9 protein-coding genes and 1 pseudogene are annotated in these 13805 nt (G+C 69.0%); 1 reads left to right on the top strand and 9 read right to left on the bottom strand.

The window, feature by feature from the left end:
• The 9 genes from AC1DYI_RS13870 to AC1DYI_RS13830 all read right to left on the bottom strand — a co-directional run.
• A partial coding sequence (locus AC1DYI_RS13870; RefSeq protein ID WP_477204705.1) for a BMA_0021/BMA_0022 family TOMM bacteriocin occupies positions 1-196 on the bottom strand: 196 nt, incomplete at its 3' end.
• Positions 197-218: 22 nt separating this feature from the next.
• Positions 219-563, bottom strand: a complete 345-nt coding sequence (locus AC1DYI_RS13865; protein ID WP_477204704.1) for a BMA_0021/BMA_0022 family TOMM bacteriocin — start codon at positions 561-563, stop codon at positions 219-221.
• The gene (locus AC1DYI_RS13860) at positions 535-4482 is read right to left on the bottom strand and encodes a TOMM system kinase/cyclase fusion protein (RefSeq protein ID WP_477204703.1); all 3948 of its coding nucleotides are present in this window, start codon (positions 4480-4482) and stop codon (positions 535-537) included. The genes AC1DYI_RS13865 and AC1DYI_RS13860 overlap by 29 nt, the downstream gene beginning before the upstream one ends.
• Positions 4479-5435, bottom strand: coding sequence for an FHA domain-containing protein (locus AC1DYI_RS13855; protein WP_477204702.1), 957 nt, complete (start codon positions 5433-5435; stop codon positions 4479-4481). Before AC1DYI_RS13855 ends, AC1DYI_RS13860 begins: the two co-directional genes overlap by 4 nt.
• Positions 5436-5530: 95 nt before the next feature.
• Entirely contained in the window at positions 5531-6562 is a 1032-nt protein-coding gene (locus AC1DYI_RS13850) for a hypothetical protein (protein WP_477204701.1), read from the bottom strand.
• Between the two features lie 41 nt (positions 6563-6603).
• Positions 6604-7770: a hypothetical protein gene (locus tag AC1DYI_RS13845; protein WP_477204700.1), complete on the bottom strand. Its 1167-nt coding sequence runs from the start codon at positions 7768-7770 to the stop codon at positions 6604-6606.
• Between the two features lie 10 nt (positions 7771-7780).
• Positions 7781-11395: a hypothetical protein gene (locus tag AC1DYI_RS13840; RefSeq protein WP_477204699.1), complete on the bottom strand. Its 3615-nt coding sequence runs from the start codon at positions 11393-11395 to the stop codon at positions 7781-7783.
• Between the two features lie 90 nt (positions 11396-11485).
• Complete coding sequence (locus AC1DYI_RS13835) at positions 11486-12424, bottom strand: Gfo/Idh/MocA family protein (RefSeq protein WP_477204698.1); 939 nt, start codon at positions 12422-12424, stop codon at positions 11486-11488.
• 13 nt (positions 12425-12437) lie between these two features.
• Positions 12438-12797 carry a carboxymuconolactone decarboxylase family protein gene (locus AC1DYI_RS13830; RefSeq protein ID WP_477204697.1) on the bottom strand — a complete coding sequence of 120 codons (360 nt, stop codon included), beginning with the start codon at positions 12795-12797 and terminating at the stop codon, positions 12438-12440.
• 240 nt (positions 12798-13037) lie between these two features.
• Here AC1DYI_RS13830 and AC1DYI_RS13825 point away from each other — a divergent pair.
• Positions 13038-13805: pseudogene (locus tag AC1DYI_RS13825) on the top strand (hypothetical protein); the annotation flags it as partial.

Raw genomic sequence — 13805 nt, 5'->3', positions numbered from 1 at the left:
CTGTGGGCTCGGTGACGCGGATGGTCACGTTCCACGGGCAGGAATAGCCGAAGTAGTCCTCCATCGTCTTGCGCGGGTCGGCCAGGAAGTTCTTCTTGAACTCCGGGTCGCTCCAGGACAGCGCGACAGCGCGCAGGTAGACCTCCTGGTATTCCAGCAGCGACTCGTACGAAGGCAATTCGTTGTTACGGGGCATGGTGGCGCTCCTTGATGCTGCTTTAGTCGTTGAGGAAGGTCAGGTGCGTGGCATTGAAAGCGGCCAGCGCTTCGACTTGCTGCTTGGCGTCTTCGGGTTTCGGCGGCAGCACCATGTCCAAGGTGTCTCGCCGAAGCACATGCCAATCGGTCACCGTCATCGGCTCCCAGCGCGCGTTGTCGACATCGACAGCGAGGTCGATGTTGAACGGGAAGGTGTAGTCGAGGTGCTCCTTCATGGCCTCCTTGGGGTGCTTGATCAGTTCCTTGCGGAACTGGTCGTTGCCCCAGGCCAGGGCAATCGCCTGCATCACCGCAGCACGGAATGCCACGAAGCGGTCATAGGTGCCGTAGTCGTCTGTCTTCATCTACTTCTCCGCTGAAAGTTTCTGGGGGGTGGGGCCCAGGGTCACCCCCGGCTGGCGTGTCCAGGCCGGGCTCCGGCAGGGCCCCGATCTGCCGGATGACTTCGCGGGCGGTGTAGGTCATGCCCAGGCTGTCGGCCTGCGTGCGCGCCTGCAGCAGCAGCGCGTGTGCGGGCGAGGCCACACCTTGTTGGCCGCTGTCGAGCAGCACGGCGGCCTTGCGGCGCAGCAGCTCGGGAACGAAGTAGCGCTCGCTGCTGCGCTCGGCCTGCGCCAGGCAGGCGTCGAGCGTCAGCAGGGCTTGGTCGTGGTTTCCGGCGCGTTGCGCCACGTCGGCGCCGAGCGAGCCCAGGAAGGTGGAGCCCAGTGAGCAGCCCATGGCATGCAGGCGTTCGAGGATGGCCGACAGCGTGCCCGCATCGTCACGCACCCACGCGTCGATCATCGCGGCGTAGGCCTCGACTGCAGGCAGGCCGTAGTGCGACGACAGTGCCAACAATCGGCCACAGACCTGGCCGGCGGTCGCGCGGTCGTTGTCGTGCTGGTGGATGAAGGCCTGGTACATCAGGCACAGGCCCAGCGTCGGCACATGGCCCAGCGCTTCGGCTTCAGCGACGGCGTTGCGGGCCAATGCGATCGCGGCTTCGCGGTCGCCGTCGTGGAACCAGCGCACGTTGGCCAGCGCGGCCAGGCTCCAGCAGCGACAGTCCAGCCCGAAGCGGGCAGCGTCTTCGGTGCCGTTGGCGCGAGGCAGCTCGGCCACGCGGGTCAGCGACATGGCCGCTTCGGTGAACGCACCGTCGATCCATTGGGCCATGCCCTGCAGCGTGTAGGCGGCGCGTTGCAGCGCTTGCGCGTCGGGGCTTTCCGAAGCCAGCGAGACCAGCTGCGCTGCCAGCTGGCGCACGCGGTCGCGGTCGCTCGCCACGTGGTGGAAGGTGGCCAGCGCCCACAGCGCGGCGGCGCGATGGGCCGGGTCGCCGGGGGCATCGTCTCGCGGTTCGAGCAGACCATGCGCCCGCTCGGCCGCGGCGCGCACGCGCGGGTCGGCCCAGCCGAAGCGCGACATCAGCGCATGCGTGGCGAGCAGCGTCAGGTCCAGATCGGCGGGGCTGCGGGTGTCGAGCGGCAAGGCGTCGACCCACGGGCGCATCGTGTCGATCAGGCCCAGCGCTTCGTCGTGCTGCGCGCGGGCCAGCGATTCGCCGGCGGCGCGCAGGCCCAGCGGCACCGCGCGCTCGACACGGCCGGCCTGCGCGAAATGCTGGGCCAGCGTCGCGGGCGGGCAGCCCGGCTGCGCTTCGAGCGCGAAGGCGATGCGCTCGTGCGCCTGGCTGCGCGCCAGCCGCGGCAGCGAGTCGTAGGCCGCATCGCGAATCAGCGCGTGGCGGAAGACGTACGCGTCACCTTGCACGCGGCGCTGGCGCGCCACCAGGTCGGCGAGAAAGAGTTGCTCCAAATCGCTTTGCACCGCGGCTTCGTCTCGCGCAGCGGCCTGGGCCAGCAGCGCGGGTTCGAACTCGCGGCCGATCGCCGCGGCGATCTGCGCCGTTTCTTTCGCCGGGCCGAGCCTGTCCAGCGCTTGGGCCAGCACCTCTTGCAAACTCGGTGGGATGCTCAACGCCGCGACGGCGGGCGATGCATGGTCGAGCCGCGCGCGTGCCAGCTCGGTGAGGAACAGCGGGTTGCCGTCGGCCCGAGTGGCCAGCCGCGCGATGTCGGACACGGCCAGCGCCTGCGCACCGGGCAGGTGGCGCAGCAGGTCTTCGGCCTCGGCCGGTGCCAGGCCCTTGAGCTGCAGCACTTCGAGCTGCGGGCGGTAGTCGCTATCGGGGCGCGTAGTCAGCACCACGCCCAAGCCCGGCACGCCGCCGTTGGCGATCAGGCGGTCGATCAGTTCGCGGCTGGTCGGGTCGGCCCAGTGAACGTCTTCGACCACCAGCACCGCGGGGCCTTGCGCCAGCGCCGGCAGCAGCGCTTGCAACGCATCCAGCACGATGCCGCGCTGGCGTTGCGGTGCGTGCTGCAGTTCGGCCGCGGCGGGCGGCAGCGGCAGGCCCAGCCAGCTGGCGAGGATGACGCTGGTCTCGGCGCCGCCGATGTGCAGCCGCGCCAGTTCGTTCTGCAGGCGCGTGCTCGGGTCGGCCGCGTCGTCGAGCCGAAGCTGGTGCGACAGCCAGCGCAGGAAAGGGTGCAGCGCGCTGTGGCGTTGCTCGGGTAGACATTGCAACACCCAGGCGCGGCCGTGGTCGTCGCTGACGAGTTCGCACAAGGCCTGCGCCAGGCGCGACTTGCCCAGGCCCGGCTCTCCCACCAGCAGCAGCGCGCCGCTGCCACCACCGGCCGCGCGGTGCCACAGATCGGTCAGCGCGGCGGTCTCGCGGGTGCGGCCGACCAGCGGGGCCAGGTGCAGCGCGCCGCCGGCGTGGCTGTCGGCCTTGCGTTCGGCGCTGAGGTACCAGGTCGGGGCCCGTTGGCCATCTTCCATCGCCACCTGGGGCTCGGCCGGTTCGAGCAGGCAATGGYGGTCGAGCAGTTGCTGCGCGCGGTCGCTGACGACGATGCTGCCGGGGGCCGCTTGCTGCAGCAGCCGTTCGGCCACAGCGGTGGCCAGGCCCGAGGGCACCTGGCCGGGCCGCGTCAACATCACACCGGCGTGCAACGCGACCCGCAGCTCCAGCCGCATGGCGCTGCGCGCCTCGATGCGGCGGGCACGCTGGGCGCAGCGTGTGACCAGCTCCAGCGCGGCGCTGGCAGCGCGTCGCGCGGCGCTGTCACTCGCTTGCGGGTAGCCGAAGTACATCAGGCGCGAACTGCCCAGCGCACCGGCGCGGTGGCCGCCGAAGGCCAGGCAGGTGTCGTGGCACAGCGCCAGCTGGTCGCCCAGCAGCTCTTCCATCGCCTCGACCGCGGCTTCCGAGGGCACGCTATCGCCCAGCGGCACCAGGTCGAGTGCAAAGCACAACATCGTGATCTGGCGCCGCTCGGTGCGCAGCGGCGCGATGCGCGTGGTGGCGGCGCTGTCGAGGCCGCTGCCTTCCTGCGCCAGTGTGCCGACCAGCGAATGCATCGGCAGTTCGCGAAAGCGCGCGTAGACGGCGGCGGTGTCGCCGCGGTCGCGCGCCTGCTTGCTGAGCACACGGCGCAGTAGCTCGCCCAGCGGGTGGGCCAGCAGCGCGGGCGGCAGCGGTAACTCGTTCGGGCTCAGGTGCTGGTGGTAGACCTCGGCCAGCGTATGCCCGCGCACGGCTGGCCCGCCGGTCAGGCATTCGAGCAGGATCAGGCCCCAGGCGTAGAGATCGGACTTGACTGTCGGCGGCTCGCCGCGCAGTTGTTCGGGTGCGTTGTAGCGCGGGGTGCCCAGCGTTTCGGTGCTGAGCGTCAGCTCGCCTGATTCGGCAGCGCCCAACTCGGCCGCCAGCGTGCCGATGCCGAAATCCAGCACCTTGGCATGCAGGCGATCGCCGCGCTGCGTGACCATGATGTTCAGCGGCTTCAGGTCGCGGTGGACGATGCCCTGGGCATGCGCGTCGACCAGCGCGTCCAGGATCTGACCCATCAGTTCACCGGCTTGCGTGGCGGGCAGCGCACCGTCGCGCTGCAGCAGGTCACGCAGGGTTTCGCCGGGCACGAACTCGAAGACGGCGAACAGGTCGCCGCGCTCGGTCTGGCCCTGGTCGAGCAGGCGCACGATGTGCGGGTGGTGCAGCTGCGCGCACAGATGGGTCTCGCGCGCGAAGCGTGCATGGCGGCGCGCACGCGTGGCCTCGTCGGCCCCCGCGGCGGCACGCAAGAACTTCACCGCCACCCACTGGCCGGTGCTGTGCTGGCGCGCCTTGTAGACGACACCCGAGGCGCCTTCGCCCAGGCGTTCGACCAGGCTGTAGCCGGGCGGCCCGGCGCCCAGTTCGATCGTGTTCATGAAACCCGGTTCTCCCCTGGCCACCAGCGGCCTTCGAGCTGTGAGCCGCGATGGACTTCCAGGCCCACCGCGCCCAGCCGAAGCCCGCCGCGGCGGCGCTCGATCACTTGCGACAGCGCGCTGACAGTCGGCAGTGCGTTCATCAACTGGTCACGGGCGCGGAAGACCTGGATGTTCAGGTGCGTGGGCTCCATGCCCAGCATGCGGGCCAGTTTCGCGCTGGCCAGCCAACCCTGTGCGTCGGGGTCGATGCCTTCGCGCGCGTCGGCCAGGCGCTGGCGCGCCAGCGTGGCCAATGCGTAGTGGTGGCTGCGTTCGCCCAGGTCGGCCTGGTGGGGCCCGCAGCGCACCTGCAGCCAGGTGTGCTCTTCGTCCAGGCTGAGCCTGAAGCTCAGTTGAGGTGGTTCGGTTTGCTGGGCCAGGGCGCGGGTGTCGTCGACTTCATTGGCGATCACCAGTCGGTAGCGCGCGCCGCCCACCACCAGCGCGTCGCCGTCGCGCATCTGGTGAGTTTCGCCGTGCTGTTCCAGGGTCCAGACGCTGGCGCCGGATTCGTACAGGCTCAGCTCCGGCGAGGTGGCGTCGGGCAAGAGGTTGTGGCGGGCCAGCAGCAGCGGGGCGTGGCCGGGATCGAGCGGGAACAGCGCGCTGCCGGGCGGCGACAGATCGACGACCTGCCAGCCGGCGCGGGCCGTCGGGCCGAAGCGTAGAACCTGGCCCAGCGCCAAGGTGACGGACTCGCCAGTGCTGATCCGGCGGCCGTCGAGTGTGCTGCCATTGCGGCTGTGGTCGGTGACCACCCAGCCGTTATCGCGCCAGCGCAGCACGGCATGCAACAGCGAGGCTTCGGGATCGGGCAGAACGGTGTCCGAGCGCAGCGCGTTGCGACCGAACACGTGATTCCCGCGCAGCAACACGCGGTCGCCCGTCTCGCTGTTCAGCAGCATGCCCATGGACCGACGTCTCTCCCTGATTTGCACCCGTCGAGGGGTGCGTTCGTCGGCCCAGTGTAGTGTCGTCATGACAGCGTTGGTAGTTTTGTTGCGCGTCAGCCTCGTGAGAAAGTGATCGTGACTTCCCCGAGTGGCGACATGGCCTGAGGTGTGATGCCGAGCGCGCGCAGGTGCCGGCCGGCGGCGCTGAGCGTGCCTCGCCATGCGGCCTGGGCGATCTGGTCTTGTGGCACTTGATATTGCGCCTGCAAGGTCAACGTGGCGCCGTTCAACGGTGGTGAGGTCCCTGGCCAGATCTGCACCACCAAGCTGCCCTGGTAGCCCGGCTGCAGGTTGACCGTGAAGCCGATCACCGTGCCGTCGGGCGGCACCTGCGGCGCCAGCTGCAGCTGCTGGCGGCCGGCGGTGAAGGTGTCACCCAGCACGCCCACCGCGGCACCGTTCAGGCCGCTGGCGCTGAGCAGGAAGACGATCGGCTGCGCGTCATTGACAGCGGCCGGAATCGACAGGCCCATGCGCACCACCCAGGGGCCGGCGTCGGCGTCCAGGCAAGTGACCTGGTTGAGCGCCAGCCCGGGCGTGGCCGCCATCAGCGTGGCCATCTCGGCAAAGCTGGTGGCGCTTGGCGGCAGGGCCGGGTGCGCGCTGCTGGTCGACCAGGCGACGAAGGTGTGGAAGCTGCTGGTGGCCGGCAGCGGCGCCGGGATCCACGCGAACGGCGCGGGCGTGACCCCGATCGCGCCCTGGTTGACGCCGGACAGCACCGAGACGGTCTGGCCGTCGACCGTGGGCATGGGCTTGCCCCACAGCGAGGGCCAGGCGATCAGCTGGGCCGGCACTGCATACAAGCTGATCTGSGGCGCGGCGGATGCGGTGCCGCCATTGCGGCCACGGGCGTAGTAGTAGTTGGTGTCGGCCACCGGCGCGGTGTTGTAGGCCTGGGCCCAGCTCTGGGGCGTGGCGAAAGTGGCCCGCGGGTCATGCACCAGGGTGTCGGACTGGATGATGTCCGGGCTCTGGCCGTATGGCGCGACATGGGCCGCACTGCCGCTGTCGGCCAGGTTGTTGCGCAGGTAGAAGCCGACGGCCGGCGTGACGGCCACGGTCGCAAACGAGGGGTTGCTCATGGTGAACTCCGGCGAGGTGGCGGAAAGACTTGGCCGCCGTTTCAAGAGGGGACCGGGTTGGCCCAGGTGTAGCCGCCCAGGCCGACATAGGCCGTGGGCGTGACGCCCAGGCTCTGCCGCGTGCTGCGCAGGCCGTCGTTCACGGCGCGCATGAACACCGGGTCGACCAGCCCGCGGGCATAGGCCTCTTCAGCGTGTGTGCCCGAGGCCTGGTAAGAGCACAGCAGCGGCAGGCTGGCACCGGGCATCTGGCGGTTGCCGTTCGAATACAGCGTGACCGACATCAGCGCGTTGAAGCCGGGCTCCAGCGTGACCACCAGGCCGATGATCTGGCCGTTGGCGGTGATCGGCACCGGATGCGGGCCGAGCGAGATGACCTTGCCGTCCGAGTCGGCCTGGCTGCAGCTGAACTGCACCGACCAGCCGACGTAGTTGCTCGGGTTGACCCAGACCAGAAAGGTGTTGCCAGGCGCGACCACGTTCGTCGGCACGCTGAGCATCGTCGAATAGGCGAACGAGGCCCCCGACGGCGCCGGCACATAGGTGGTGTTCTTCCAGCCCCAGCCCAGGTTGTTGGTGACCAGCGCAGACATGTCCAGCGCATGCGTGATGTCGGGAAAAGGGTTGGCGTTGGCCGCGTCGTTGAGCTGGGCGAACAGGCAATAGTGGTCGCTGCCCGGCGGCGGCGGTGCCGGGTTGTTCCAGGCGAAGACCTGGTCGGTGACGCCGACGGCTTGGGAGGGCAGCACCAGGTTCGCGGTCGGGTTGTTCTGGTCCGTCAGCAGGATGTTTTTCTGCCACTGGCCCGGCCACTGGATCACGCCGGCCGGCGCGTAGTACAGCGAGACCAGCTTGGTCTGCGTGCTGGCGGTGTTGTTGTAGCCACGCACGTAGATGCAGTTGGCCATCCCGCTCTCGACGTTGTTGTTCGAGCCGGTGGCGTAGCTGGCGGCGCTGGCCAGCGTCTGCTGCGGGTTCTGCACGGCCGTCTGGTTGGCGATCCAGAWGTCCGGGCTGGTGCACAGCGGGCCGCCGGCGGGCACACTGCCACCATTTCCAAGGTTAGGCCGCACGTAGACGCCGGCAAAGGTGGCGCTGGTGTCGATCAGCCGCTGCGGGCGGCGGGGCAGGGGGCCGAGTGGGCTCAAGGGCCGGCCAACGGCCTGGGTCGAAACGATCGGCGTCAGGTCGCGGGTCTTGATCAGCATGGGTACTCCTTCAGGCGGGGACGGCGGTGACGGTGTTCGGCGCGGTGGCTGAAGGCCGCGGCAACCCGGCGAGCGAGATGTTGGGCAAGGGCGGCGGTGCCTCGGCAAACGCGGCGGCGGCCAGCGGCATGAACGGTGCCAGCGACTCGGTCGGCGGGACGACCACAATCGTCTCGACCGTGGCGATCGTCGCGGCCACCGGCAGGCAGACGGCGTCCAGCACGGCCAGCACGACCAGCGAGATGCCCTCGGTGGCGGCGACGATGCCGGAGAACTTCAGGATCTTGCCGGTCTCGGGGATCACCGCCAGGACGTTCGATGCGATGTCCGCGGCCGACTGCCCGGTCGACGCGAGGATCGACAGTGCCAGGTGCACGTTGCCGTAAAGGTGGGTGATGACCGACTGCACGTCGCTCGGGATCGACTCGCCGGTGACGAGGTACAGCAGGTCGAGCGCGACGCCGAGGTTGGCGTAGGTCCAGTTCAGATAGCCGGCGCCGTCGCCGCTGCAGCCCACGACGCCGGCGGCATAGAACCAAGGGCAGCTCGCGGCCTGGCCCAGCACCTCGGTGACGAAGCCGCAGATCGACAGCGGCTCGATGTGGTTGCCTTCAGGGGCCGCGTCGGTCACTGCGCTGATGCCGGCGTTGAAGTACGCCGCCACCGCGCCGAGGATCGCGACCACCGGTGCCACGCCTTGCGGCAGCAGCCCGGTCCAGCGGGTGTCGCCTTGTTGGGCTGAGCGCAGCAACGCTCGCTGCGAGCCCATCGCCGACTCGCCGCGCAGGCCGCTGGCGCGCAGCAGCGTGTTGGCGTCCCACGCGTTTTCGAATGCGGCGAGGTCGGCGTCCGTCGCGAACGGTGCCTTGTTGTAGACCGCCTTGTAGAGCACCGTCGCCGGGATCGCCATCACCAGCGAGATCAGGTTCACCGTGCTCATCGGCATGCCGTTGGTGGCGTGGGCGAACAGCGGCGACAGGATCGGCACGTTCCAGTCTTCGTTCAGCGCCGAGGTGAACGCGCCCATCATCGTCTGCAGCAGTTGCAGCAGCTGGTCGACGATGGTCTGCAGGCCCGACAGCACCGCCTGGATCAGGTCGCGCACGACGGCCAGCATGCCTTGCAGCAGCGAGCTGAATACGTTGCTGCGCGCCGAGCCCATCGTGGTGAAGTAGTTCTGCATCGGCGCGAAGTTCGCGTTGCCGGTGGCGCTGGTGGTGCCGGTCTGCAGTGCCTGCTCGATCGCCGCATAAGGGTCGTCGCCGACATTGGTGCGGGCCGCAGCGAGCGCGCGCGACAACGCGGCGGAAGGCTTCATTGCGCTCGCGTTGTCGAGCAGGGCGTTGAAGATCGGGTTGTTCGACAGCGCGCCCTGCACCTGCGGGTCGTCGGGCTCATTGCTGTCGGCATAACCGCCGACGCTGGTGCCACCCACGCTCTGGATGGCCTGGTTGAACAGGCCGCTGATGGTGGTCTGCAGCTCGCCCGTGCCCTGGTCGAAAAAGGCCTGCATGCCGCCGACCGCGCCCTGGAAGAAACCGAGAAACTGGTTGGCCGTGTAGTTCATCGCCTTGGCGGTGCGCACGATGTCTGACCAGTCGAAGACGAAGCCCAGCCACTCGTACAGCGTCTGGAAGAACACCTTGACCTGCGCGAACACGGCCTCGGCCACGTCGAACAGCTGTTCCACCTCATCGACGGCAGCCTCGAACAGGTAAGTCACGCCATCGACGGCGAACTGGACCGCGGCATGGATCGCGCTGCCGACAGTCGTGACGGTGGTCTCGACGATGTCGACCAAGCCTTCTGCAGCACCGGCGACCAGGTCACCCAGGCTGCTGACGAAATCGATGAAGCCGCCGACCTGGCGCGAGGTGGCTCGCAGCGACTGCAGATGGATCTGCGCGTCGTTTGCGCTCAGCGTCTGGAATTGYGCGACGCCGTTGGCCACCGAGAAGCGCCAGTGCTGCGGCTGGTGCGGCGCCAGCTGGCGCAGGCGTTGACCGTCGGCCTGGCGGATCACCCGCAGTCCGGGGCGCGGCCGGCGCACACGGGCCCCAGCCGCTGCGGCCAGTGGTGTGCCCTGCGTAGCCAGGCCCATCACCTGCGCCACCGCCGACGCGATGGCGGCTGCCTGGTCGGGCGTGCGGTAGGCGTCGGGCAGCACCGGCGTGCCGGCGTTGGTGGTCGCGGCGTAGAGCGTGGGCCCGGTCAGCGCGGCCAGCGGCCGTTGCGTGACCATGTCCTGCGAGATCGCGATCGCATCGCCAGGGGGCATCAGGCCCGGCACCGACAGCAGCAGCGTCGGCACCGACAGCGCGTTGGTCGGCTGCTGGATGTTCAGCATGCCGGTTTCGTTGGTGGTGACATGCGCCGCACGCTGCGTGTCGACGAAATAGGTGGCGCCGTTGACGGTGATGCGGGTCAACTCGGTGGCGGTGATCGTCACGCCCTGCTGCGCCAGGGGTGCGCCCGAGGCGTCGCGCAGCTGCACGTCGCTGCCATAGGAGCTGTAGTCCTCGACCACCTGGTCTTGCTGGATCTCGACCGGCAGCACGTCCCAGTGGGTGCTCTGCGCCTCCCAGGCCAGGTAGTTCAGCGCGGTGGCATTGCCGGCAAAGGCTTCGACGTCACCATCGTCGTTGGACGCCATCACCAACGCCGAGACCCGGGCCAGGATGGGCGTCGGGTCGCCATAGCCGCTGGCACGCTCGCCGACCGGCATCAGGTGCGACAGGCGGCCGGCGCCGACGCACAGCAGGTGGATGTTGCCGCTGCCATCGGGCTCGGCGGCGATCTGCGTGAAGCTCTGGTCGCGCGTCAACTGGGCCCAGCTGTAGGTGCCGCCGCTGTCGAGCAACTTGTAGGCGTTGCCATCGGCCAGCACCGCGAACAGTTGCGCGTGGCCCTGGCCATCGACGGCGCTGGCGACACTCAGGCTCTGGAAGCTGGCGCGCATTGGCAGCCGGGTGCCCTGGCCGGCAGGTGTCACGGACACCAGCGCGCCATCGGCGCAGACGAACTGCATCGTCGCCGCCGTGTTGCCCATCCAGGTGCAGTTCAGGCTGCTGAAGGTCAGGCCGGTCTTGACGAACACCGGGGGCTGGTTGCCGGCCATCGTCGCGAGCACCAGCTGGTAGCTGGCACCGGGCGTAGTCGACTGGGTCTGGATCAGCAGTGCGAGGTAGCTGGTGGCGCCGTCAGTGGCGGTGTACAGCCCCGCAATCAGGCGCGGATTGAGCGGCATCGGCACCTGCAGCTGCACCGGCGCGCTCCAGCGCTGTGCCTGGCCGGGCTGCTCGGTCACCATCGTCAGCGTGGTGGCGCTGGCGGCAAAGACGACGATCGCACCGGCGGCATTGACCGTGACACCGATCGTGCCCGCGAAGACGCCGATCGGCATCGTCGAGTAGCCGGTGTCGGAGCTCGGGTCGACGTAGTAGTTGTGGACCGCCTGGTCGGTGCCGAGGCTGAAGAACTCGGTGTCGCCGCTGCCATTGCGCGTCGAGGCCAGGCCGGCACCGGGGTTGACGGCGGTGGCGACCCGGAAGTTCTGCATGAACTTCGATTCCACGGCGACCGTCACCGGCGCGTCATCGCCAAGGGTGGGGTGGCGGGCGTTCATGGAACCTCCTGATACTGATGACAGCGGAGGCCCATGGTCGGGCGGCGAGGCGGCGCGAACAATTACGCCGCATTACATGACGCGGGGCTGCTACACGCTGAGCAACCCTTCGATGAGGGTGGCGACCTCGGCCGCCTCGCCGACGGTGGCCAGGCCGTGGTTCGGCTCGCCGCACAGCAGCTGGTACAGGCGCTGCACCTGGCCCGGCAGTGCCAGCACCCGGTCGGTGGTGGCGCCGCCATGCTCAAGCCGGCCCCAGTCGACCAGCGCGGCGTTGTCGCGCGAGCCGCGCACCTCGTAGCGGTTGTGGTCGTCGACTTCGCCGGCGACGGCCGCGTCGATGGTCAGCGCAACGGGGCCGAAGTCCAGCACGGCTTGCAGCCCGGTCTCGGTGCCGGCGGGGCCGCGTTCCAGCGTCGCCTGGCGGATGGTGCCGGGCCCGAACAGGCGCAGGCTCAGGAACATGAAATGCGACAGCACCTCGCGCGCGAAGCCGCCCTGCGACGGGCGGGCCAGCCAGGCGCTCGCGGCGGTCTGCCAGCTGCGTGGCCAGGTCGCAAAGCGCAGGGTCAACCGCGCTTCCTGCACGACGCCGAGTGCGCCGGAATGGACCAGCTCCTGCAAGCGCAGGCAGGCCGCAGCGCTGGCGAACGGAAAGTTCACCGCCGCGGGCACGCCCGCTGCGTCAATGGCCGCTACGCAGGCCTGAGCCTCGTCGATCGAGGCGGCCAGCGGCTTTTCGCAGAACACCGCCTTGCGCGCCTGGGCCGCCTGGGTCAGCAAGGCCAGGTGGCTGTTGGGCGGCGAGGCGATGTAGACACAGTCCACCTCGGGGTGGTGAATCACCGCCTCGACGCTGTCCAGCATCGGCACCGGCCCGGCGGGCGCCGCGGGGTCGAATGCGGCTGGGATGCTGAAGTGCGGATGCTGCTTCAGCTCGTTCACCATGCGCAGGCCCATCACGCCCAGGCCGAGGATGCCGACGCCGAAGCGGCGCGCGGCGGAGTCATTCGCAGGGGTGGTGGGCATGGCAGTCGTTGGATCAGGCCTCGGTGCTTTGATTGTGGCGGGCCGCGGCCTCGTCGTGCAGGCGCAGAGCCATCAGGCCATGGCCTACCGCCGCACCTGCGCGCAAGGCTGCAGTGATGAACACGACCTCGGCCAGTTCCTGCCGCGAGACGCCGGCGGCGACCGCGTTCTTCGTGTGCACGTCAATGCAGTAGGCGCACTGCGTGGTCAGCGCGACCGCCAGCGAGATCATCTCGCGCACCTTGTCAGGGATCTGGCCGTCCTTGCGTTCGGCCGTCGACTTCAGCTGCAGAAAGGCCTGGGCCTCACGCGGCGCGAGCTGGACGAGGCTGGCGGCCAGTTGCAGATCTTGCGGGTCTTGGTAGGTGGACATGGAGGGACAGGACACTAGGGTTGACGGGAACATTCCCATTGACCAAGAGGCGCGAACCACGGCCAACGGTTCGCAAGCCTGCATCTTTTTTGAAGTTGGGGTCAGGCGGAACGGCACGTTAGGCGGGACCGTTACTTGCTGAACTGGGGCCAACCACCTCGCTGCCCGCCCCAACAGATGCCGGCATGCCGAACCGGCACGGACGAGCTTTTGCCAGCCGCTCCAACCGGGAGACCTGTCATGTCCCATCCCCTTCCTTCGACCTCGGCCGTCCACCGGCTGAGCCTGTTTCTCTTGGCGTCAGCCACCTTGGTGGGTTGCGGCGGATCAGCCCCTCGCGATGAATCGGCGCTGACCGAAGAGGACCGCTGGGACACAGAAACTTCAACGCCGATCGATTACGGCGCCGGGCCGGGTGTCGCACCGGAACGGCGCATGGCCCTGTCCCAGCCCAAGGCCGAGGGCATCCCGAACGGCCCGCCGGACGCCCACGTGAAGGGCGTGTTCGGCGCGCCGTTCAGCTGGCCGATCATCCCGATCCACGTGGTGCTCTTGCCCGACGGCCGCGTGCTCGCCTACGGCAGCAAGCCCAGCGGCTACCAGGGCGCGTTGCAGAACTACTCGGTCTGGGACCCCGCGCTGGGCACCGGCGACAACGCCAAGCAGCTGCTCGACAACACGACCGGTACCGACATCTTCTGCGGTGGCCAGGTGCTGTTGCCGGGCAGTGGCAACGTGCTGCTGGTGGGCGGAGACCGCTTCGTCAACGAGCAGCGCAACTACGCCAACGACAACGTCAACGTCTTCACGCCGGCCGACGACAAGATCACCCGCAAGAGCCAGTCGATGGCCTTCCAGCGCTGGTACGCGACGGCGGTGACGACCGCCACGGGCGAGCAGGTCGTTCTGGGCGGCCGCGTCGATCGCTTCTACGAGGGCGACAGCCACTACCCGCCGACCGACGACACCTATGCCAGCACGCCCGAGGTCTACAACGCCGCGCAGGGC

The sequence above is a fragment of the Ideonella sp. P3_A4 genome (assembly GCF_056403075.1).
Note: the sequence above shows the minus strand (reverse complement) of the source record. Positions and strands in the feature narration are given on the sequence as shown.

Coding starts and splice junctions, on each gene's coding strand:
- AC1DYI_RS13830 (WP_477204697.1), bottom strand. CDS start 12,797: ATGTCCACCTACCAAGACCCGCAAGATCTGCAACTGGCCGCCAGCCTC.
- AC1DYI_RS13835 (WP_477204698.1), bottom strand. CDS start 12,424: ATGCCCACCACCCCTGCGAATGACTCCGCCGCGCGCCGCTTCGGCGTC.
- AC1DYI_RS13865 (WP_477204704.1), bottom strand. CDS start 563: ATGAAGACAGACGACTACGGCACCTATGACCGCTTCGTGGCATTCCGT.
- AC1DYI_RS13855 (WP_477204702.1), bottom strand. CDS start 5,435: ATGGGCATGCTGCTGAACAGCGAGACGGGCGACCGCGTGTTGCTGCGC.